24 protein-coding genes are annotated in these 17,995 nt (G+C 68.7%); 12 read left to right on the plus strand and 12 right to left on the minus strand.

The window, feature by feature from the left end:
- Nucleotides 1–48 precede the first annotated feature (48 nt).
- A complete protein-coding gene (locus tag OG984_RS06630; RefSeq protein ID WP_328530808.1) occupies nt 49–438 on the plus strand; it encodes a DUF1304 domain-containing protein in 390 nt (129 codons plus the stop codon).
- Between the two features lie 8 nt (nt 439–446).
- On the plus strand, nt 447–791 hold the full coding sequence (locus tag OG984_RS06635) for a TraR/DksA family transcriptional regulator (protein WP_328530809.1): 345 nt from the start codon (nt 447–449) through the stop codon (nt 789–791).
- Here the strand turns inward: OG984_RS06635 and OG984_RS06640 are convergent.
- Nucleotides 766–1,767, minus strand: a complete 1,002-nt coding sequence (locus tag OG984_RS06640) for an alpha/beta fold hydrolase (protein ID WP_328530810.1) — start codon at nt 1,765–1,767, stop codon at nt 766–768. The genes OG984_RS06635 and OG984_RS06640 overlap by 26 nt on opposite strands.
- A gap of 84 nt (nt 1,768–1,851) precedes the next feature.
- Here OG984_RS06640 and OG984_RS06645 point away from each other — a divergent pair, with 84 nt between their 5' ends.
- A complete protein-coding gene (locus tag OG984_RS06645) occupies nt 1,852–2,865 on the plus strand; it encodes a tyrosine-type recombinase/integrase (protein ID WP_328530811.1) in 1,014 nt (337 codons plus the stop codon).
- Here OG984_RS06645 and OG984_RS06650 read toward each other — a convergent pair.
- Nucleotides 2,859–3,653 (minus strand): class I SAM-dependent methyltransferase, encoded by a 795-nt coding sequence (locus OG984_RS06650; RefSeq protein WP_328530812.1) that lies wholly within the window; start codon nt 3,651–3,653, stop codon nt 2,859–2,861. The genes OG984_RS06645 and OG984_RS06650 overlap by 7 nt on opposite strands.
- Nucleotides 3,654–3,847: 194 nt before the next feature.
- On the opposite strand from OG984_RS06650, the gene OG984_RS06655 reads away from it, so the two are divergent.
- Entirely contained in the window at nt 3,848–5,209 is a 1,362-nt protein-coding gene (locus OG984_RS06655) for an FAD-binding oxidoreductase (RefSeq protein ID WP_328530813.1), read from the plus strand.
- 7 nt (nt 5,210–5,216) lie between these two features.
- On the opposite strand, the gene OG984_RS06660 is transcribed toward OG984_RS06655, so the two are convergent.
- Nucleotides 5,217–5,597, minus strand: coding sequence for a hypothetical protein (locus OG984_RS06660; RefSeq protein ID WP_328530814.1), 381 nt, complete (start codon nt 5,595–5,597; stop codon nt 5,217–5,219).
- A 97-nt stretch (nt 5,598–5,694) separates the two neighbouring features.
- Nucleotides 5,695–6,072 carry a hypothetical protein gene (locus tag OG984_RS06665; protein ID WP_328530815.1) on the minus strand — a complete coding sequence of 126 codons (378 nt, stop codon included), beginning with the start codon at nt 6,070–6,072 and terminating at the stop codon, nt 5,695–5,697.
- A gap of 286 nt (nt 6,073–6,358) precedes the next feature.
- Between OG984_RS06665 and OG984_RS06670 the strand changes: the two genes are divergently transcribed.
- Nucleotides 6,359–6,868 carry a hypothetical protein gene (locus OG984_RS06670; protein ID WP_328530816.1) on the plus strand — a complete coding sequence of 170 codons (510 nt, stop codon included), beginning with the start codon at nt 6,359–6,361 and terminating at the stop codon, nt 6,866–6,868.
- Between the two features lie 57 nt (nt 6,869–6,925).
- On the opposite strand, the gene OG984_RS06675 is transcribed toward OG984_RS06670, so the two are convergent.
- Together OG984_RS06675 and OG984_RS06680 are read right to left on the minus strand one after the other, a co-directional pair.
- Nucleotides 6,926–7,438: a hypothetical protein gene (locus OG984_RS06675; RefSeq protein WP_328530817.1), complete on the minus strand. Its 513-nt coding sequence runs from the start codon at nt 7,436–7,438 to the stop codon at nt 6,926–6,928.
- A gap of 41 nt (nt 7,439–7,479) precedes the next feature.
- A complete protein-coding gene (locus OG984_RS06680; protein WP_328530818.1) occupies nt 7,480–7,743 on the minus strand; it encodes a DUF202 domain-containing protein in 264 nt (87 codons plus the stop codon).
- Between the two features lie 7 nt (nt 7,744–7,750).
- Between OG984_RS06680 and OG984_RS06685 the strand changes: the two genes are divergently transcribed.
- From OG984_RS06685 to OG984_RS06695, 3 genes are all read left to right on the plus strand, one after another.
- On the plus strand, nt 7,751–7,918 hold the full coding sequence (locus tag OG984_RS06685; RefSeq protein ID WP_328530819.1) for an alkyl sulfatase C-terminal domain-containing protein: 168 nt from the start codon (nt 7,751–7,753) through the stop codon (nt 7,916–7,918).
- Entirely contained in the window at nt 7,915–9,414 is a 1,500-nt protein-coding gene (locus OG984_RS06690; protein WP_328530820.1) for an acyl-CoA carboxylase subunit beta, read from the plus strand. Before OG984_RS06685 ends, OG984_RS06690 begins: the two co-directional genes overlap by 4 nt.
- Before the next feature lie 73 nt (nt 9,415–9,487).
- Nucleotides 9,488–9,925: a DUF3592 domain-containing protein gene (locus OG984_RS06695; protein WP_328530821.1), complete on the plus strand. Its 438-nt coding sequence runs from the start codon at nt 9,488–9,490 to the stop codon at nt 9,923–9,925.
- An 88-nt stretch (nt 9,926–10,013) separates the two neighbouring features.
- On the opposite strand, the gene OG984_RS06700 is transcribed toward OG984_RS06695, so the two are convergent.
- The 4 genes from OG984_RS06700 to OG984_RS06715 form a co-directional block, all read right to left on the minus strand.
- Complete coding sequence (locus OG984_RS06700) at nt 10,014–10,514, minus strand: DUF5994 family protein (protein WP_328530822.1); 501 nt, start codon at nt 10,512–10,514, stop codon at nt 10,014–10,016.
- Between the two features lie 96 nt (nt 10,515–10,610).
- Nucleotides 10,611–11,489: an LLM class F420-dependent oxidoreductase gene (locus OG984_RS06705; protein WP_328530823.1), complete on the minus strand. Its 879-nt coding sequence runs from the start codon at nt 11,487–11,489 to the stop codon at nt 10,611–10,613.
- A 56-nt stretch (nt 11,490–11,545) separates the two neighbouring features.
- A complete protein-coding gene (locus OG984_RS06710; RefSeq protein WP_328530824.1) occupies nt 11,546–12,772 on the minus strand; it encodes an MFS transporter in 1,227 nt (408 codons plus the stop codon).
- Between the two features lie 97 nt (nt 12,773–12,869).
- Nucleotides 12,870–14,288, minus strand: a complete 1,419-nt coding sequence (locus OG984_RS06715; protein WP_328530825.1) for an aminopeptidase — start codon at nt 14,286–14,288, stop codon at nt 12,870–12,872.
- A 152-nt stretch (nt 14,289–14,440) separates the two neighbouring features.
- Between OG984_RS06715 and OG984_RS06720 the strand changes: the two genes are divergently transcribed.
- Nucleotides 14,441–14,863: a PPOX class F420-dependent oxidoreductase gene (locus tag OG984_RS06720; protein WP_328530826.1), complete on the plus strand. Its 423-nt coding sequence runs from the start codon at nt 14,441–14,443 to the stop codon at nt 14,861–14,863.
- Nucleotides 14,864–14,941: 78 nt separating this feature from the next.
- Here the strand turns inward: OG984_RS06720 and OG984_RS06725 are convergent, their stop codons facing one another.
- A complete protein-coding gene (locus OG984_RS06725) occupies nt 14,942–15,376 on the minus strand; it encodes an SPW repeat protein (RefSeq protein ID WP_328530827.1) in 435 nt (144 codons plus the stop codon).
- Between the two features lie 239 nt (nt 15,377–15,615).
- On the opposite strand from OG984_RS06725, the gene OG984_RS06730 reads away from it, so the two are divergent.
- The 3 genes from OG984_RS06730 to OG984_RS06740 all read left to right on the plus strand — a co-directional run bounded on the left by OG984_RS06730 (nt 15,616) and on the right by OG984_RS06740 (nt 17,878).
- Entirely contained in the window at nt 15,616–15,891 is a 276-nt protein-coding gene (locus OG984_RS06730) for a hypothetical protein (protein ID WP_040755562.1), read from the plus strand.
- Nucleotides 15,892–15,994: 103 nt separating this feature from the next.
- On the plus strand, nt 15,995–16,744 hold the full coding sequence (locus OG984_RS06735; protein ID WP_328530828.1) for a VOC family protein: 750 nt from the start codon (nt 15,995–15,997) through the stop codon (nt 16,742–16,744).
- A 9-nt stretch (nt 16,745–16,753) separates the two neighbouring features.
- Nucleotides 16,754–17,878 carry an endonuclease/exonuclease/phosphatase family protein gene (locus OG984_RS06740; RefSeq protein ID WP_328530829.1) on the plus strand — a complete coding sequence of 375 codons (1,125 nt, stop codon included), beginning with the start codon at nt 16,754–16,756 and terminating at the stop codon, nt 17,876–17,878.
- Here OG984_RS06740 and OG984_RS06745 read toward each other — a convergent pair.
- A complete protein-coding gene (locus OG984_RS06745; RefSeq protein WP_328530830.1) occupies nt 17,854–17,994 on the minus strand; it encodes a hypothetical protein in 141 nt (46 codons plus the stop codon). The genes OG984_RS06740 and OG984_RS06745 overlap by 25 nt on opposite strands.
- Nucleotide 17,995: the final 1 nt, after the last annotated feature.

The following is a 17,995-nucleotide window of genomic DNA, read 5'->3' on the forward strand; positions in this document are numbered from 1 at the left end:
TCGGGGAGGGAGTCAGCCGAGCGCCTCCGAGCCGGTTAGTCTCTGCCCATGATGGTCGTTGTGGCGTTGGTGCTCGCCGGGCTTGCTGCGTTGGTGCACGTCTACATCTTCGTGATGGAGTCGCTGACCTGGACGAGCGCGAAGACGCGCGCCGTCTTCGGGACGAGTGCACAGGAGGCCGAAGCGACCAAGGAGCTGGCCTACAACCAGGGCTTCTACAACCTGTTCCTGGCGATCGTCACGGCGGTCGGCATCGTTCTCGTCGCCGCCGGTTCCACGGCTGCCGGTGCAGCGCTGGTCTTCGCCGGCGCCGGGTCGATGGCAGCCGCCGCGACGGTGCTGCTCGTCTCGTCTCCTGACAAGCGCGACGCGGCACTCAAGCAGGGCGTCGTCCCGCTGCTCGCCGTGGTCGCGCTGCTCGTCGGCTCGCTGGCCTGAGCTTCCTCATGGAACAGGCTCGCGTACGGCTCGAGGCGGAGCGCCGGCAGACGCTCGCGCGCCTGGCGGACTTGCGCGAGGACTTCGCGGCAGTCGTCGCGGCCTCGCGCGACACCAACGCCGATGACGAGCACGATCCGGAGGGAGCGACGATCGCCTTCGAGCGGTCGCAGGTCCAAGCACTCGTACGTCAGGCGCGAGAGCATCTCGCCGAGATCGACGCGGCCACGGAGCGCCTGGGCGCGGGCACGTACGGGATCTGCGAGGAATGCGGCCGGCCGATCGCCGAAGGGCGGCTCGAAGCGCGCCCGGTGGCCCGCACCTGCATCAGCTGTGCCGGGAAGCCGAGGTGAGGAACTCGAGCAGGAGCTGGTTGGTCTCCGCAGGGCGCTCCTGCTGGACCCAGTGCCCACACCGGGGGAGGACCACCGACCGCGTGAGTCCGGGCAGGGTCTTGTCGAAACGTTCGATCTGACGGCGACCGGTGATCGCGGGGCCGTCGTACTCGCCGGCGACGAAGAGCGACGGCACGGTGATCGGCACGTCGCTGAAGGGCGCGAGATCCTCCCAGTCGCGATCGATGTTGCGGTAGCGGGCGAGCGGACCGAAGAAGTCGGAGCCGGCGAACTCGCCTTCGTAGAAGTCGACATCGGCCTCGGTCAGCCACTCGGGCATCTCGACGGGGTAGACGAACTGGTCAGAGAGCCGATCGCCACGTGGCACCAGCCCGAGCGCCCCGCGCGGACCCCTACCGGCGGCGAGCACGCCGTCGCCCGAGATCGAGTAGTAGATGCCCAGCAGCCAGCGGCGTACGTCGGGCAGGATCTCGGCCTCGACGACGCCCGGAGTCTGGAAGTAGGAGATGTAGAAGTCTTCGTCGTCACCGCCGGCCTGGGCCATCGCCTCCGTCGGCCGACGGCGCCCGGAGGGACTGAACGGCACCGACAGACCGGCCACAGCGGTGAACACGTCCGGCCGCAGCTGCGCCGATGTCCAGGCGATGGGAGCGCCCCAGTCGTGTCCGACGATGGTGGCCGTCTCCGCACCCAGAGCATGCACCAGGCCGACGTTGTCGCCGACGTGGCGCAGCATACGGTAGTCCTCGATGACACTCGGTTTCGACGAGCCGCCGTATCCACGCACGTCGATCGCGACCGTCCGGTAGCCCGCGTCGGCGAGCGCGGCGATCTGGTGCCGCCACGAGTACCAGGACTCCGGGAACCCGTGCACCAGGATCACGAGCCGGCCGGCTGCGGGCCCTGACTCCACCCAGTGCAGGTCGATCCCGTTGACGTTCTCGGTGTGGTGAGTCACAGCGGTGTCGGGCACGGCTGGAGTCTGCCACCTCGCCCGAGATCCGCGATAGTACCCCCTATCGCAGAAATGTTCGAAAAGAGTGTAATATCGGGGGATGTGAGCGTACCTGACGATGGTGTGATGTTCGGCGACGTGGTGGAGGACTTCCTGACCGACCGGGCCACGCTCACTCGGCGCGGGCTCAACGACAAGTCGCGCAACGCCTACCGACAGGACATCGCCGCCTGGGCCCGGCAGCTGCACGTCGACGCCGGTGGCGAGCCTGACGCCGACGTGCTGGCGCTGGTCCCGATCTCGGCGCTGACCGACCAGAACGTACGCATCGCCTACAGGTCCCTGCGCGAGAACTCGGCCGCGGCGACCTGTCAGCGCCGGGTCGGCACGCTGCGGCTCTTCACGCACTGGCTGCAGCTCGAGGGACACCTGCTGGTCGACCCCACGCTGCGCATCGAGGCACCCGAGCGGCCGAGCCGTCTGCCCGCGGGCTGGAGCGTCGACGAGCTCCGCCGGCTGGCACGGGTCGCCTCGACGCCGCGCGAAGGCACCGACCGGCGCCGCTGGCCGGCCCGTGACCGGGCGATCTTCGCGGTGCTGGTCACCACCGGCGTACGGGCCGCCGAGCTGTGCGGACTGACCGTCGGCTCCATCCGGCGTGAGCCCGACGGCGAGACACTGGTGCGGGTCATCGGCAAGGGCGACAAGCAGCGCAACCTGCCGTTGCCGCCGGAAGCCGTCGACGCCGTCGACCTCTATCTCGCCGAGCTCGAGACACGTTTCGGCGCTCGCGACGCCGCCGACAGCCTGTTCGTGCTGACCTCGGGCAAGCAGCTGCGTCCGGGCGCGCTCAACCACCTGGTCGAGACCTGGATCCGCCTCGCCGGCGTCCCGAAGCAGCCTGGCGAAGCCGCGCATGCCTTTCGGCACAGCGCCGCCAAGGGACTGATCCGTTCCGGCGTACCGGTGCCTGCCGTCCAGGGCCTGCTCGGTCATGAGGACCTCAAGACGACGGGGATCTACGTCAAGGCGACCGCCGCCGACACCCGCGATGCCGTCCTGCTCTCGCCAGCGCGTGAGGTGCTGCGCGAGACAGCGGCCGGGGAACCTCAGTGAACCGGGGCGACGGGCGGCTTGACCGCTCTGGTGGCGATGTAGGCCGACAGGTGCTGCGCGGTGACGTCCGCGTGGTGCGGAGCCTCGGTCAGATGAGTCAGGACGAACCCGGCGGCCAGCTGCCCGCCGATCTGCTCGGTCAGCGAGTGGCTGTACTCGATCGGGCCATCTCCGTAGGCGCGCAGGCGATCGGCCTCGGAGAGGTCGAGCGAGCTGAACGGCAGCCGGTGACGCACCACCAGCTCCTGCCGGTCGAGCGCCACCTCGTCGAAGATGTAGACGTCCGGGTTCATGAATCCCGTCAGAAGCGTTCCGCCAGGACGCAGCACGCGGAACGCCTCGTTCCACACCGGCGCCAGGTCCGGGGAGAACACGTTCGAGACAGGGTTGACGATGACATCGAAGTCGGCGTCGTCGAAGACTCCCAGATCACGCATGTCGCCGAGCACGGTGCGCAGCACCAAGCCCTCACGAGCGGCCACCTCGTCGTCGCGCGCCAACTGCTTGGGCGAGTTGTCGAAGACGGTCACCGTGGCGCCCGCTGCCGCGAGGATCGGACCCTGCTGACCGCCGCCGGACGCGAGACAGAGCAGACGGACGCCGGACAGCTCGGCAGGCAGCCATTCGCGCGGCGTCGGTTCATGACCGATGAGCACGACGGACCAGTCGCCGTCACGTGCCCGGGCGATGACCTCGGGACCGACCGGCCGAGACCATTCGTTGTCGCTGTCGACCAGTCCGTCCCAGGCGACACGGTTGTACGCAACCGGGTCGAAGTCCTCTGTCACAGCAGTGCACTCTAACGATCGCAGGACGGCCTCGCCGCTCGGTATCCAGTCGCCGATAATGCACATTATGTCAACTTGCATGAGGAAGCACTTCTCTGAGCTGGTCCCCCGGGGTTTCCGGGCTGCGTACCGGAACTCGATGACGTGGTGCTTCAGGACAGATCGTTCCGACTGCAGCGGATGACGCTGGCGACATGACATCCATCGACGAACTTCGCAAGCACGTGACCCGGGTGATCACGCCCGAGGATTCCGACTACGACGTCGCTCGAGCCGTCTGGAACGGCATGATCGACCGTCGACCGGCCGCTGTCGTGCCGGCCGAGAACTCAGACGACGTCATCGCCGCGGTGAACTTCGCACGAGACGCCGGCCTGCCGCTGGCCGTACGCGGCGGCGGGCACAGCGCCCCGGGCTTCGGGACGATCGACGACGGCGTGGTCATCGACCTGTCCCCCATGCGTTCCGTCGAGGTCGACGCCGCCGCTCGTACCGCTCGTGTGGGTGGCGGCGCGACGCTGGCCGACCTCAACGACGCCACGCATGCGCACGGCCTGGCCGTGCCGGGCGGGATCGTGTCGACGACCGGCGTCGGCGGCCTCACGCTCGGTGGCGGCATCGGCTACCTCACCCGCGGCTTCGGGCTCACGATCGACAATCTGCGCTCGGCCGACGTCGTCACCGCGGACGGGCAGCTGCGTCGCGCCAGCGAGTCCGAGAACCCGGACCTGTTCTGGGCGCTCCGTGGAGGCAGCGGCAACTTCGGAGTCGTCACCGCCTTCGAGTTCGACCTGCACCCCGTGGACCAGGTGGTCGTCGGACTCTTCTTCTACGAGATCGAGCATGCCGGCGACCTGCTGCGCCTCTTCCGCACCTGGGTCACCGAAGCCGACGAGCGGTGCGGCGGCTTCCCGGCATTCCAGGTGGCCCCTCCCCTGCCGTTCCTTCCCGAGGAGCGACACGGCGACACGTTCTGCGTCGCCGTCGTCCACTGGAGTGGTCCCATCGAGGAGGGCGAGGCGGCGATGCAACCGTTCCGCGACCTCGCGCCGCGCGTGGGCGAGCTCGTGGAGCCCATGCCGTATCCGTGGCTCAACGGCGCCTTCGACGACCTGTTCCCCCGTGGCGTACGCAGCTACTGGAAGGGCAACTACGTCACCGAGCTGACCGACGAGGCCATCGACGTGCACCTGGCTCACGGACCCAAGGCACCGAACGCGAGCTCGACCATGCACCTGTACCCCATCAACGGTGCCGCTTCCCGCGTCGGCGCGACGGACACCGCGTTCTCCTACCGGCACGCCACCTTCTCGACGGTCATCGTCTCCGCCTGGCCCGACGCCTCCGAGGACGCCGCCAACATCGCCTGGGTCCGCGACTACGCCGCCGCCCTCACGCCGCACTCCGAGGCCGGCGGATACGTGAACTTCATGTCCGACGACGACCAGGGCCGCGTCACCGACACCTATGGCAGCAACTACGCGCGACTCAAGCAGATCAAGCAGACCTACGACCCGGGGAACCTGTTCAGCCACAACCAGAACATCAAGCCCTAGGGTTGCCTCAGGACGTAGCGCCCGGACGATCCTCGCCGCGACGCAGCGCGAGTATGGTGCGGGCGTCGGCAGCGGTCGCGAACACGAGCGCCGACGCCGCGACCTTGGGCCCGATGGTGCCCTCGCTGCGTGCGAGATGAGCGCAGTACGCCGCGATCGCCACGTTGAGCCCGGCCCGAGCCGCCATCCAGGGAAGTCTGCGGCGGCCGTTGAGCAGGCCCGGCACGAGCGCCAGATCGGCGGCACCGATCACGCGCAGCGCCACCGGATGGTCGCCGAGCTTCAACGTCCGGCCCACCCATTCCGGCTTGAGAAGGATCGCCGCCCCTATCGGCAGCGTGGCCATTCCGACGACGGCGGCCGAGCGCCGCGCACTCTCAGAGTCCATGGAGCCATCCTGTCCGACGGCTGGTGATCCGCACCCCGGGGCGACGCGTCGCCCGTCCCGGGGCGAGCTGACGATCCAGCGACTCGCGGTTGCCGGGTCAGAGCTCGAGAATCCGTGAGGCGAGCACCTGCACGAGGTTGAGGAAGACCGAGGCTGCCGCCACCACAGTTCCGACGATGAAGAGCGGGCGACCTCCTGGATGACCAAGACGCTCAGCCTTGCGGCCACACCACGCTCCGGCAATCGGGGGCGTGATCAGCACCAGGACCGCAGGGAGTCCTGCTCTGAGGCCGACGGCCGTGGGCACGTCTTCGTCTCCGCTCGAGTATCCCTGAACGGAGAGCAGCCAATCACCCAGGATCTCAGCCGCCACGAACGCGACAGGAAGAAGCGCGAACACCACCCAGCCCGTACGCAGGACACGGCGGGCCGATGCACCCTCCTGGGTAGGTGGCGGTGCTGCGGGTCCGGACATCGCGCGATCACCCCGCATCTGGGCGCCGATGGCTCCGATTCGATCGTTGCCCTGCCGGGTCGGGCGCCGCAAGGACGAAGGTCAGCAGTGCCGGCGACGAACGCCACATCTATCTCGCCGAGATGGACCGGATCGATCATCACAAGTGCGTTAGGACTTATTCGCCTGGCTTTCCTGCCGCAAGCGTCCAAATGAACCGAAATGACTATGGCTCCGCCTCGAATCGAGGTGTCAGACTCCCGGCGTCCGAGCAACTGCGCCCAGCACATTCGTCTATCGGGGGAACATGAGCATGCGCATCGAGAGCATCTGCACGGCGATCGCGGTCGCCGCCAGCGCGACGGTCTTGGCTGCTACGCCGGCATCGGCGAGCGGCAGCCCGCACTTCATCAAGCACCTGACCAAGGTCACCGACGCCGACCTCTCCTCGGTCACCGTCGCGTTCAAGGAGGCCGGCCTCGAGAGCGGCGCGGTCGAGACGATCACCGTGACCGCTCACCTCGACGCGACCTATCAGTGCGTCAACCGCGGTGGCCACAATCCGGATGACCCCAAGAAGACCGTGGTTAGCGGTGACTACTCGAAGTCCGGCGAGTTCAAGGCGGCCAGGAACGGCAACGTGACCGGCTCCTTGACGGTGACGGCACCCGCCCCTGGCACGGTCCTCGACTGCCCCAGGGGGCAGACGGCGAAGCACACGGTGTCGACGTGGTCGAGCATCTCGGTCACCGACGAGGACACCCTGGCGACAATCGCTCTCCCGGGCACCCACTCCTTCGGCGAGCCCGTCGACTGACGACCTCTACGCGACAGCGCTGTCGAGACCTCGATCGGGCCGGCCCCGATGGAGGTCTCATCCCTTGTCGGGACCGTTGGCACGTACCCGCTCGACGTTGACCAGCGACTCCTGGAGCTCCTCGAGCCACTCGCTCGAGTGCTGCTGGACGAGCTTGACGCACCAGCCGAGCGCATCGCTCCTGCTCCGGGCGACGCCGCCGGAGACCAGCAGGTCGAGGACCTTGCGCTCGGGCTGACGCAGCCGGGTCATCACCGGCGCGGAGACGGTGGTGAACATGTGCCGCTCTCCCCCGATCTCCACGCCCCAGGAGACCTTCCGGTCGAACCGCCGCTCCGCCTGCCGCGCCACGGCCATCCGGTCCTCGCGGGTACGCTCGCGGAACTCGCTCGCTCTCCCCTCGTTGGCTGCTGCCCGCTCTTCGTCCGAAGCACCCTCGGCGGTCTTCGGCTCCTGGATCCGCCCGACGACGGTGATCTCCTCGCGGTCGACCACCACATCGACGATCTCGTCGTACACACCATCGGGCAGCCGTCCGCTGAACCACCCGCGCAACTCACTTGTAAGCATGTAATCATGCTTACTCGGCGACGCGGCGAATTCAAGGGCGGCTACGCAGAGGCCGCGATCCCGAGCACCTCGACGAGTGCGATCACGGTCGCAACCGCGGCGGTGGCGAGGACGCGACGACGCCCCAGAAGCAGGTACGCAGCCAGTCCGGCCACCGCCAGTGCCGCGCCGAGGCGCCACCACAGCTGACCGTCGGTCAGTGGATGACGGACGACGACGAGCGCGGCGACGACGAACGAGAGGTGCGTACGCCGCCAGGCGAGCTCGGTCCGCTCGGGCTGCAGGCCCGGGTCTCCCCCACTCACACCAGCAGTGCCATCGAGGGACCTCACCCTGACCCTCACCCGACGCCGGCTCGCCGGGCTGCTCGGCACGCGGAGCCTCGACGGGATCGACCACTCCGGTGACCTCGGCGTGCTCCAGCGGCTGCTGGGGGTGCTCGAGGCTCCCGACCCGGCGTTCCCTATCGTGTCCGCGTGACCGACGACACACCCGCGACCGGGCTGACCGAGCTGCACGCGCGCCGCTTCCTCACCACGGACGCGGCGCGGGCCGACAAGGTCGCCCGCTGGCACGGCAAGGGACGGCGTACGGCTCGGGAGAACATCGCCGACCTGGTCGACCCGGGCTCGTTCGTCGAGTACGGGCGGTTCATCACCGCGGCCCAGGAGCAGCGTCGCGACCTGGCCGACCTCGTCGTCGAGACGCCCGCCGACGGGATCATCGGTGGCACCGCGACGATCGACGGGAAGCCGTGCGCGGTGCTGTCCTACGACTACCTGGTGATGGCCGGCACCCAGGGGATGCGTGGGCACCGCAAGTCGGACCGCCTCATCGAGATCATCGGGCGGATGCGGCTGCCGACCGTCTTCTTCACCGAGGGCGGCGGCGGTCGCCCCGGCGACACGGACATCCCGCTCGTCTCCGCGCTCGACGTCGGCTCGTTCGCGCTCTGGGGCGAGCTCGAGGGCGTCGTGCCGCGGATCGCTGTCGTCTCCGGGCGCTGCTTCGCCGGCAACGCGGTCCTCGCCGGCTGCGCCGACCTCCGCATCGCCACGCCCGACGCCAACCTCGGCATGGCCGGCCCCGCGATGATCGCGGGCGGCGGTCTCGGCACCTTCGCCCCCGAGGAGATCGGGCCGGTCAAGGACCAGACCGCCAACGGCGTCATCGACCTGGTCGTCGAGGACGAGGCGGCTGCCGTGGAGGCAGTACGCAGCATCCTCGCCTGCCTCGAGCCGAACGCCGACAGCGGCGATGCCGTCGACCAGACCGACCTGCGCACGATCCTCCCCCACAACGACCGGGAGGCCTTCGACGTACGCCCCGTCGTCGAGACGCTCGCCGACCTCGACTCGGTCACCTGGCTCCGTGAGGCGTTTGCTCCGGAGCTGGTCACCGCGCTTGCGCGGATCGAGGGGATCGCGGTCGGCGTGGTCGCCAACCAGTCCACCCACCTGGCCGGAGCGCTGACCAGCGACGCATCGGTCAAGGCCGCCGACTTCCTCGCGCTGTGCGACCGCTGGGGTCTCCCGGTCGTCTCGCTGGTCGACACCCCTGGGTTCATGGTCGGTCCCGAGGCCGAGCGCGGCGGCCTGGTCCGGCATGCGTCCCGGATGGTCGTCGCCGGCGCCCAGCTCTCGACGCCGCTGGTCGGGGTGATCCTGCGCCGCGGCTACGGCCTCGGCGCCCAGGCGATGCTCGGCGGCAGCACCCACCGCCCGCTGCTCACCGTCGCCTGGCCCGACGCCCACCTCGGCCCGATGGGCCTGGAGGGTGCCGTACGCCTCTCCATGGCCGCCGAGCTCGCCGCGATGCCCGAGGCGGAGCGCGAGGAGCGGGTGGCCGCCCTCACCGAGGAGTACCGCAAGCAGGCCAGCGCACTCAACGCCGCACGGGTGTTCGAGATCGACGACGTCATCGACCCCGCCGAGACACGTGCCGTCGTGGCGGCGACCCTCCAGCGAGCCCGATAAGCCCGCGAGCCCGCTGCGATGACGTAGCCTCCTGCCATCAGGCGGCTCTCGCCTCGGGCGAAGGGAGACTTGGATGTTCTTCGGCTGGATCTTCGCGGGGATGGGCCTGCTGTTCGCGGGCATCGGGGTGTGGATCGTGGTCTGGTCGATCATCAGCCGCCAGCGGCTCTCGAGCTGGACTCCGTGGCAGGCCACGATCCGCGAGGTCGAGACGAGGACGACCTCGAGCGGCGACCACGGCAGCCGTACCCGGCTGATCGCGCACTATGAGTATCGCGGTCCCGACGGCGGCACCTATGCGAGCTCGGGTACGTTGCCCGACCGTCGGTTCCGGCTGGACGGGACGGTGCCGCCGTTGGACATCGTGGTCAACCCGCTCGACCCGTCGAAGTCGATGATCGCGGGATCCGGCGGAGGCACCGGCTGCGCGATCGTCTTCGGGATCATCTTCGGTGGGATGGGGCTGCTGTCCGCGTGCGTCGGCCTCGGGCTCGCCCGGGCTCCGATGTGACGTAGCCTCCCGGAGGCTCTCAGCCGCGCCGCTCTACTCGGGCCGCCACCTCGGCATGGGAGGCACAGGTCGATCAGGGAGCGGACAGCTAATGGGCACCGTCGTCGTCCCAGATCTGCTGACCGATGTGGCTCTGGTCAGGGCCATCGAGGCCCAGCAGCTGCGCCGGGCGCTGGGTGTTCCGGTCGTCTGCCGCCTGTTCCATGATCTCCTCGGCACGCTCGGCGTTGGTGTCGTGAGGCACCACCAGCAGGCGTAGCCGATAACCGGAGGCCATCGACAGCACCACGAGGTGGGTGTCGTCGGACGGGAACGAGCCCACCTTAACGAACCCGCGTGCGGCGCGGATCTTGTGGGCGCTCGACGCTCCCCCGCCCGAGTCCCAGTCGGGCCGGGAGTACAACAGCCGCGAGATCCGGCCCACGCGATGGGGAAAGTGGTCGATCAGGTCAGCGGCCTCCTCCTGGAGGTCGCGTGACTGTGGCCACCAAGCGCCATCGAGCGGCCCCGAGCTGAAGCTGTTGTCGAGGCGGATCCGAAGCCCGACCCGAACTGCGGTCGTGTGCTCCTCTGTCGGCGACGTCGTCATGACGATCACCTTTCGTGCTGCCCTGCGAGCTCGACGAGCCCGGCTGGAAGCGTGGTTAGAACAAGTGTACGCCTCTGGCCAACCGGAGCGGGCCTTCTAGATCTCTTTCAGCCGCGGCACCAGGTCCACGGCGGCCGTGGCCCAGGGAACCGGGTCGACGTACGGCGTCGGCATCAGCCCGACGAGCGTGATCCCGAGGGCGGCGTACTCCTCCATCGACTTCAGGAACGTGTCCGGGTCCTCGACCGCGGGACCCTGGAAGAGCATGGTCTTCTCGATCGCGTCGTAGTCGGTGCCGAGGTCGTCGCAGTGCCCGCGCAGCACGTCGAGCTTGTGCTTGACGGTCGCGACCGCCTCGGGGCTGGCGGCGCCGAAGAGGTTGGTGCCCTGGCCGTACTTGGCGACCAGGCGGAGCGTCTTCTTCTCTCCGCCCCCACCGATCAGGACCGGCACCGTGCCGTTGACGGGCTGCGGCAGCGAGATCGTCTCGGCGAGCTGGTAGTGCTTGCCCTCGTAGGCGCCGTCGTTGTCCGACCACATCTGGCGGCAGATCTCGAGGGTCTCCTCCAGGCGCTCGAACCGCTCGGCGGTCGGCGGGTAGGGCACGCCGAGGCCCTGGTGCTCACGCTCGTACCACGCCGCGCCGATGCCCAGCAGCGCACGGCCGCCGGAGAGCCGGTCGAGGGTGGTGACCGTCTTGGCGAGCAGCCCCGGGTGGCGGTAGGTCACGCCGGTGACGAGCAGGCTGAGGCGTACGTTGTCGGTGATCCCGGCCAGGTAGCCCAGTGTGGTGTAGCCCTCGAGCATCGGTTCGAAGGGGCCGCCGGCCTGCTCCATCTGGAACCAGTGGTCCATGACGGTGAGCAGGTCGACGCCACCCTCGTCTGCGATGCGGGCTGTCTCGGTCAGCTTGTCGGCGAGCGTGGTCTCCCACTCGGGGTGGGTGAACGTGAAGTAGTGGAGTCCAAGATCCATACCTTCGACGCTACGGCTTCGAGCGCGCTCGAAGACAAGCCCCTCGCACCAAGGTCTCAGTCGTGGCGGGCCGTACGCAGCGGCGAACCGACCACGACTACGGCTGCGATCACGAAGACCGTCACGGCCACCCACAGCGCAGGTCGGAGTCCCAGCAGCTGGCCCACCAGACCGCCGGCCAGAGCACCCACGACCGCGCAGGTGCGGTTCGCGGATCGGATGGTCGCGTTCATGCGCCCTTGGAGCTCATCCGGTGTCACGGCCTGCCGATAGCCCAGAGAGTTGGAGTTCGAGACGCCCATGCCGAGGCCCGCCAGGAGCTGGACTGCACCGAGGATCACGAGGCCGGCCGCGGTCGGCGGTGCCAGCGCCGAGACTCCCCACGCCACCGGTGCGAGAGCGAACCCGAGCAGTGTGGCACCACCTGCACCCAGGCGGATCCCGGCTCTGACGGCCACCAGGGCTCCGATCAGGCCGCCCACGCCGGTGAACGCCAGGACGACGCCGTACGCCACCGCGCCGAGGCCCATTTCGCGCAGCGCGAACGGCGCGAACGCGGTCAGTGCCATCGCGTTGCCGATGAACCAGATGTGCGTGGAGACCGCGTGCGGGGCGATCGTGCGATGGCGGTAGATGTAGCGCACGCCGACGCCGATGTCGCCCAGCACCTGGGCCGGCGTGCTCGGTCGACGCGGTAGCGGCGGCTCCTCGACGCGTACCCGAGCGTTCATCACCGCACCGAGCGCACAGGTGAGCGCGTCGGCGAGGATCGTGAGCGGCGCTCCTATCACGGCAATCAGCCCGCCGCCGAGGGCCGGGCCCGATGTCATCGCGACGGTGTCGCCCTGATCGATGCGGGCGTTGGCCGAGAGTAGCGTTCGCATCGGCACCAGGCGGGGAAGGAAGGACTGCCGCGCCGCGATCTCGACGACCGAGAGCGCCCCGACTACGAAGAGCACGACAGCGACGACGAGCAACGAGAGCGCGTCGGCCAGCCAGAGCGCCGGGATCGCCAGCAGAGCGACCGCCTGAGCCGCGTTCGACCAGACCAACAGTGGTCTGCGCCGAACCCGATCGACCAGGACGCCGGCGAACAGTCCCAAGAAGGCATACGGCAGCACCCTGGCTGCGTTGACGAACCCGACCTCCGCCGGAGTGGCGACCAGCACCTGGACGACGAGCACCTGAATCGCGACGGTCGAGACCGCGGTGCCGAACGAGCCCGTCGTAGAAGCGGTCCAGTAGCGAACGAAGGCAGGAATGCGCATCGCCTCGTCGCTCATGCGGAGTGAGTCTATGGCGCAAGAACTGCGACGGCGCTGTGCCTTCGACTGATCGAGGCACAGCGCCGTCACCAGATCTGGTTCAGCGCAAACCGATTCAGCGCATGCGACGCTCCTGACGCAGGTTGAGCTTGTCGAGCTTGGCGTCGTAGGTGGCAAGCGGCTTCGCCTTCGTCGCGTCGGCCTCGACCGCGGCGGTCGCGACGCCGGCCCACTCCAGGATCCGGGCGGTGGCGAGCTCACGCTCGTCGGCGACCAGACCGGCCACGTTGGCGCCGTGGTTCATCCCCGGCGCGGTGAAGACGTAGGAGTCGGTGGCAAAGAATCCCGGGCGGAAGCGCTCGGCACCCCACGGGTCGGCCTCGCCGTAGACGAAGAGCATCTGGTGGGCGTGCCTGCGCACCCACGAGTCGACGTCACGCATCGCGGAGGGGTCGAACCGCATGTCGATGTCGCGCGGGACGAAGCTGCGCGGCGGCTGGTAGCCGTAACGGATGAGCTCGTCCTCGATGTGCGGGAAGCCGATCGTCGGCGCGCCCAGCTCGGTGCCGGCCTGGTAGTAGTAGGGCGTGTAGGGGCTCAGGCCCTGATCGGTGTAGAAGCCGAAGCCCGAGTAGTAGTCGATCGAGTCCCAGATCGCCTGGTCGGTGGCGGTCGCCGCGTCGGCGGGGATGTTCGAGCACTGCCCGGTGCCGGCGTACTGCCAGAAGGCCCACACGTAGTCGAGCACGACCATCTCGTACGCAGCGTCCAGGCTGCCCACGGTGTCGAAGGTGTAGCCCTCGGCTGCTGCCAGGTCCGCGTACTTCGCCTTCAGCGCCTCCCGGCGAACGAGCGCCTCGCGCTGGACGCCGTTGAGCCGGTCGCGGCAGTCCTGGGTGCCGACGGTGGCGAAGAAGTCGTCGTAGGCGGAATCCTCACGGTTGACCACGTCGTTCGGCGCGACGTAGGCGACGATGCCGTCCATGTCGCGGGGGTAGAACCGCTCGAAGTAGGTGGCCGTCATGCCGCCCTTGGAGCCGCCGGTGGCGAGCCAGTTCGCGGAGTAGATCGGCTTCAGCGCCTTGAAGATGGCGTGCTGGTCGCTGGCCGCCTGCCAGATGTCGAGGTCGTCCCAGTCGGCCGGGTCGGGGCGCGACGGGGTGAAGAAGCGGTATTCCATCGAGACCTGGTTGCCGTCCACGATCCTGGTCGGCTCGCTGCGGCCGGGGTTGGTCGAGACGTTGTAGCCGCTGGTGTGGAACACGGTCGGGCGGGCGGTGTCCTTGTGGAGCACCGTGAAGCGCTGCTGGAAGGTGTCGCCGTCGGGCCGCCGGTGGTCGACCGGCTGGGTGAAGCTCAGGACGAAGTAGCGGTAGCCGGTGACCGGCTTCTCCTGGATGAGGCTGACGCCCTCGATGGCGAGGAGGCGGTCGAGGATGTCGTCCTCGGTGGCGGTCGCAGGGTTGGCGGGTGTGACGAGGAGCAGGGATACCAGCCCCATCGCCACCAGGATCCGGCCGATCAATGCACGCATGTGGGGTCTCCTTCGGTGCGGGGTGCTCGGCAACCTAGCCGACCCGCGCGGGACGCACCTCCGAATTAGGGACCCGGGAAGGAAGTCGCGTCCGGTTGCCTTCTAGAAGGCAACGACCATCTGGGCAACGCCCGACGAGGAGGCGCTTCACCATGACGTTCGACCCGCACGAGCTGCTCGCCACGACCCGCCACGGGATCCTTGCCACGATCAAGGCGAACGGGCTCCCGCAGCTCTCGCCGGTGTGGCAGTACTACGACCGCGAGCGCGGCGAGATCCTCATCTCGACCCGCGAGGGGCTGGTGAAGACGAAGAACCTGCGCCGAGACCCGCGGGCGGCGATCGAGGTCGACGGCCCGGGCGGGCGTTCCTGGGCGACGGCCGAGGGCACCGTCACGCTGACAGGCCCGGGCACCGCTCCGGATGGACCGGAGGTCGACGCGCTCGTCGACTACTACCGTCGCGGTGCCGGCGAGCACCCCGACTGGGACGAGTATCGCGAGGTGATGGTCAAGGACCGCCGCGTGCTCATCACCATCGCGGTCAGGAAGGTGTACGGCGCCGACCTGGGCTGAACCCCGTCACCTGAAACCACCTGGGGCCGGCCGAGCGCTCCTCGCTCGGCCGGTCGATTCGGGACGATTCCGCGGACGTTACCTACGCGGATTGAAGAATGTGCCGAACCCGGACGAGCCGAGTCCGCACAGCATGATGACGGCTCCGACAATGACGTTCGAAGCGATCATTCCTCCGGTCGTGTCGACGCCGTTCATGAGCCACGGCGAGACGATCGCCCATGCACCCATGAGCGGAACGGTCCAGGCCAGACCGTGTGTGCGGCCGAACGCCGACGCGAACCCGAGCGCCAGCAGTGCAACCGCGAGACCGATGATCAGGTTGCTGACCATCAGCGGAGATGCCGTGGTGTTGAAGCCCACGATCCACGGCGATACGGCCAGATAGAGGCCGGCCAGCATCGTGACACCATCGACCACCTGGGCGGTGGCGGAGGATCCGGTCAGATCGAACCGGTCCCGAAGTGCCGCGATGTCTGGGTGTTCCTGAATGGACAGGTTTTCAGATGACATTTTGATTCACCTCCTCAGCCCAATGCCAGAGGAAACACTGTGTCCTGCCCTGATTGTAGGCCCGCGACAGCGCGTTCAAACCACCCATCTCGGTGGCATTCGAGAGCAAAAGGTCCTCTCGATTCGGTGCCCGTAGACCTGCGCCAGACGCGTGACCTCGGGGTGCCGGGCTTGAATGCGGCCGATCGGTGAGGAATGGTGGAGCGGGTACTCCGTACCCAACCATGGAAGATCTCGACATGCTTCAGCTGACCGAGAACGCCACCACGATCGTCCGCTCGATCTCCGAGCAGTCCCAGGGCGCCGGCCTCCGGCTCGCCTCCAACGCAGAACCGGACGGTGCTTTGAGCGCCGCGCTGGTCCCCGAGGCCGAGGCCCAGGACCAGGTCATCGAGCAGGAGGGCGCACGGGTCTTCCTCGACCAGGGCGCCGCCGCCGAGCTCGACGACAAGGTCCTCGACGCCGGGATGGATGCCTCCGGCAACGTACAGTTCGGGATCTCCCAGCAGGGCTGATCCCCGACCCGGACACGCCGGGGCGCGCCGCACTCGCGGCGTGCTCCGGCGTGTCTCTTTGTGTGCCTGCGCACGGCTCGACGCACGCGTAGGGTCGGTAGACATGAGCACCGCTGGCGTACCTGCCTGGTTCCATCTCTTCCTCGACGTGCCGCGCCCGCGGTGGGAGGAGGCGGTCGGGTTCTGGTCGGCTGCGACCGGCTGGGCGGTCTCGCCACCCAGGGGCGAGGACGAGCAGTTCGTCACCCTGGTACCGCAGACGGGCGATGCCTGGCTGAAGCTGCAGGCTCTCGACGAGAACGAGCCACGGATCCATGTCGACCTCGACGCCGCCGATCGCGAGGCCGCCGTCCAGCGGTCGACGTCCCTCGGGGCACAAGCGGCATGGACGTACGACGGGGTGCCGGTGATGCGCTCCCCCGGTGGACTGCTCTTCTGCCACACCCTCGGCGAGGGGACCGACCCGCGGTTCGCGCGCTCGGAGCCGGAGCGGGTGGTCGACCAGATCTGTATCGACATCCCCCGCAGCCGCTGGGACGAGGAGGTCGCCTTCTGGGCAGCAGTCACCGGACGGACTCCGGAGCAGACCAAGTCCCCCGAGTTCGTACGCCTCGTCGACCCCGACGCGCACGGCGGACTCCGGATCCTGCTGCAGCTGCTCGAGGACGCGGACGGCGAGGTCCAAGCACACCCCGACCTCGCGGTCGCCCACCGTGCCTCGGAGACCTGCCGTCATGAGGCGCTCGGCGCCGAGACGGTCGGCGTCTTCGAGTGGTGGACGGTCATGCGGGCGCCGTACGGACAGGTCTACTGCCTCACCGATCGCGACCCGCTGACCGGCAAGGTGTCCTAGCCTGGAGATATGCGGCTCGCATCGTTCAATGTCGAGAACCTCTTCGCCCGGCCGAAGGCGATGGACACCGACGCGGCCGATGCCACGACGCGACGCACGATCCTGGCCGCCCACGCCCGCGTCTCCACTCTTCTCGCCCAGCCCAGCTACGAGGGGGATGAGCAGGAGATCCTGGAGAACCTCGAGAAGCTCGGACTGTTGAGGAGCGACGAGGCCCGGTTCGCACGGCTGCGGAAGCTGCGCGGCGCGCTGCTGAAACGGCCGCGATCGGGCGACGTGCAGCTGGTCGCGAAGGGACGCAACGACTGGGTCGGGTTCGTCGAGCTCAAGACCACCGCCGTCGACGAGGTCGCCACGGAGAACATCGCGCGCGTCTTCGCCGAGCTGCGGGCCGAGGTCGCGGTGGTCGTCGAGGCCGACGACCGGCCGGGCCTGCACATGTTCTCCCAGACCCTCCTGCCGGAGGTCGGCGCCGAGGCGTACGAGCAGGTGATGGTCGTCGAGGGCAACGACGAGCGCGGCATCGATGTCGGTGTGATGGTCGGCGACGGCTATCGCCTCGTGCAGATGCGCACGCACATCTTCGACCGCGACGAGGAGGGTGTGATCTTCTCGCGGGACTGCTGCGAGTACCACCTCGACGCTCCCAGCGGCGTGCGGATCGTCGTGCTGGCCAACCACTTCAAGTCCAAGGGCTACTCGGAGAAGGGAGATCCGCAGGGCGCCAAGCGACGCGGCCGGCAGGCGGCGCGGGTCGCGGAGATCTACCGCGGGCTGCTCGAGGAGGGCATCGAGCACATCTGCGTCGCCGGTGACCTCAACGACTCCCCCACCAGCGAGTCCCTGAAGCCCCTGCTCTCCGTCGACGGGCTCGTCGACGCCAGCGAGCACGAGCACTGGGACTGGAACCACCGCCGTGGAACGTACGGTTCCGGCAACGAGGACGACAAGATCGACTACCTGCTCCTCTCCCCCGCGCTGCGCGCGAAGCAGACCGGCGGCGGCGTCTTCCGCAAGGGCGTCTGGCACGGGCCCCGCACCAAGGACCCGTGGGACCTCTTCCCGACGCTCACCGCGGAGCAGCACGCGGCCTCCGACCACGCGTGTCTCTACGCCGACTTCACCGACCTGTGATCTGAAAGCCCCTCGTACGCCGCCAGGATCTGCGTGAAATAGGGGCCATGTGCCTCGGACACGGACACCAGCACGGACACCAGCACGGACACCAGCACGGACACCAGCACGGACACC

The organism is Nocardioides sp. NBC_00368 (assembly GCF_036090055.1).
Classification (GTDB): domain Bacteria; phylum Actinomycetota; class Actinomycetes; order Propionibacteriales; family Nocardioidaceae; genus Nocardioides.

Excerpts from the sequence above, each read along its gene's own strand:
- OG984_RS06705 (WP_328530823.1), bottom strand. The coding sequence starts at position 11,489 with ATGGATCTTGGACTCCACTACTTCACGTTCACCCACCCCGAGTGGGAG.
- OG984_RS06660 (WP_328530814.1), bottom strand. The coding sequence starts at position 5,597 with ATGGACTCTGAGAGTGCGCGGCGCTCGGCCGCCGTCGTCGGAATGGCC.
- OG984_RS06710 (WP_328530824.1), bottom strand. The coding sequence starts at position 12,772 with ATGAGCGACGAGGCGATGCGCATTCCTGCCTTCGTTCGCTACTGGACC.
- OG984_RS06700 (WP_328530822.1), bottom strand. The coding sequence starts at position 10,514 with ATGACGACGTCGCCGACAGAGGAGCACACGACCGCAGTTCGGGTCGGG.
- OG984_RS06715 (WP_328530825.1), bottom strand. The coding sequence starts at position 14,288 with ATGCGTGCATTGATCGGCCGGATCCTGGTGGCGATGGGGCTGGTATCC.
- OG984_RS06730 (WP_040755562.1), top strand. The coding sequence starts at position 15,616 with ATGCTTCAGCTGACCGAGAACGCCACCACGATCGTCCGCTCGATCTCC.
- OG984_RS06670 (WP_328530816.1), top strand. The coding sequence starts at position 6,359 with ATGAGCATGCGCATCGAGAGCATCTGCACGGCGATCGCGGTCGCCGCC.
- OG984_RS06635 (WP_328530809.1), top strand. The coding sequence starts at position 447 with ATGGAACAGGCTCGCGTACGGCTCGAGGCGGAGCGCCGGCAGACGCTC.
- OG984_RS06675 (WP_328530817.1), bottom strand. The coding sequence starts at position 7,438 with ATGCTTACAAGTGAGTTGCGCGGGTGGTTCAGCGGACGGCTGCCCGAT.
- OG984_RS06725 (WP_328530827.1), bottom strand. The coding sequence starts at position 15,376 with ATGTCATCTGAAAACCTGTCCATTCAGGAACACCCAGACATCGCGGCA.
- OG984_RS06740 (WP_328530829.1), top strand. The coding sequence starts at position 16,754 with ATGCGGCTCGCATCGTTCAATGTCGAGAACCTCTTCGCCCGGCCGAAG.
- OG984_RS06655 (WP_328530813.1), top strand. The coding sequence starts at position 3,848 with ATGACATCCATCGACGAACTTCGCAAGCACGTGACCCGGGTGATCACG.
- OG984_RS06665 (WP_328530815.1), bottom strand. The coding sequence starts at position 6,072 with ATGTCCGGACCCGCAGCACCGCCACCTACCCAGGAGGGTGCATCGGCC.
- OG984_RS06720 (WP_328530826.1), top strand. The coding sequence starts at position 14,441 with ATGACGTTCGACCCGCACGAGCTGCTCGCCACGACCCGCCACGGGATC.
- OG984_RS06695 (WP_328530821.1), top strand. The coding sequence starts at position 9,488 with ATGTTCTTCGGCTGGATCTTCGCGGGGATGGGCCTGCTGTTCGCGGGC.
- OG984_RS06735 (WP_328530828.1), top strand. The coding sequence starts at position 15,995 with ATGAGCACCGCTGGCGTACCTGCCTGGTTCCATCTCTTCCTCGACGTG.
- OG984_RS06630 (WP_328530808.1), top strand. The coding sequence starts at position 49 with ATGATGGTCGTTGTGGCGTTGGTGCTCGCCGGGCTTGCTGCGTTGGTG.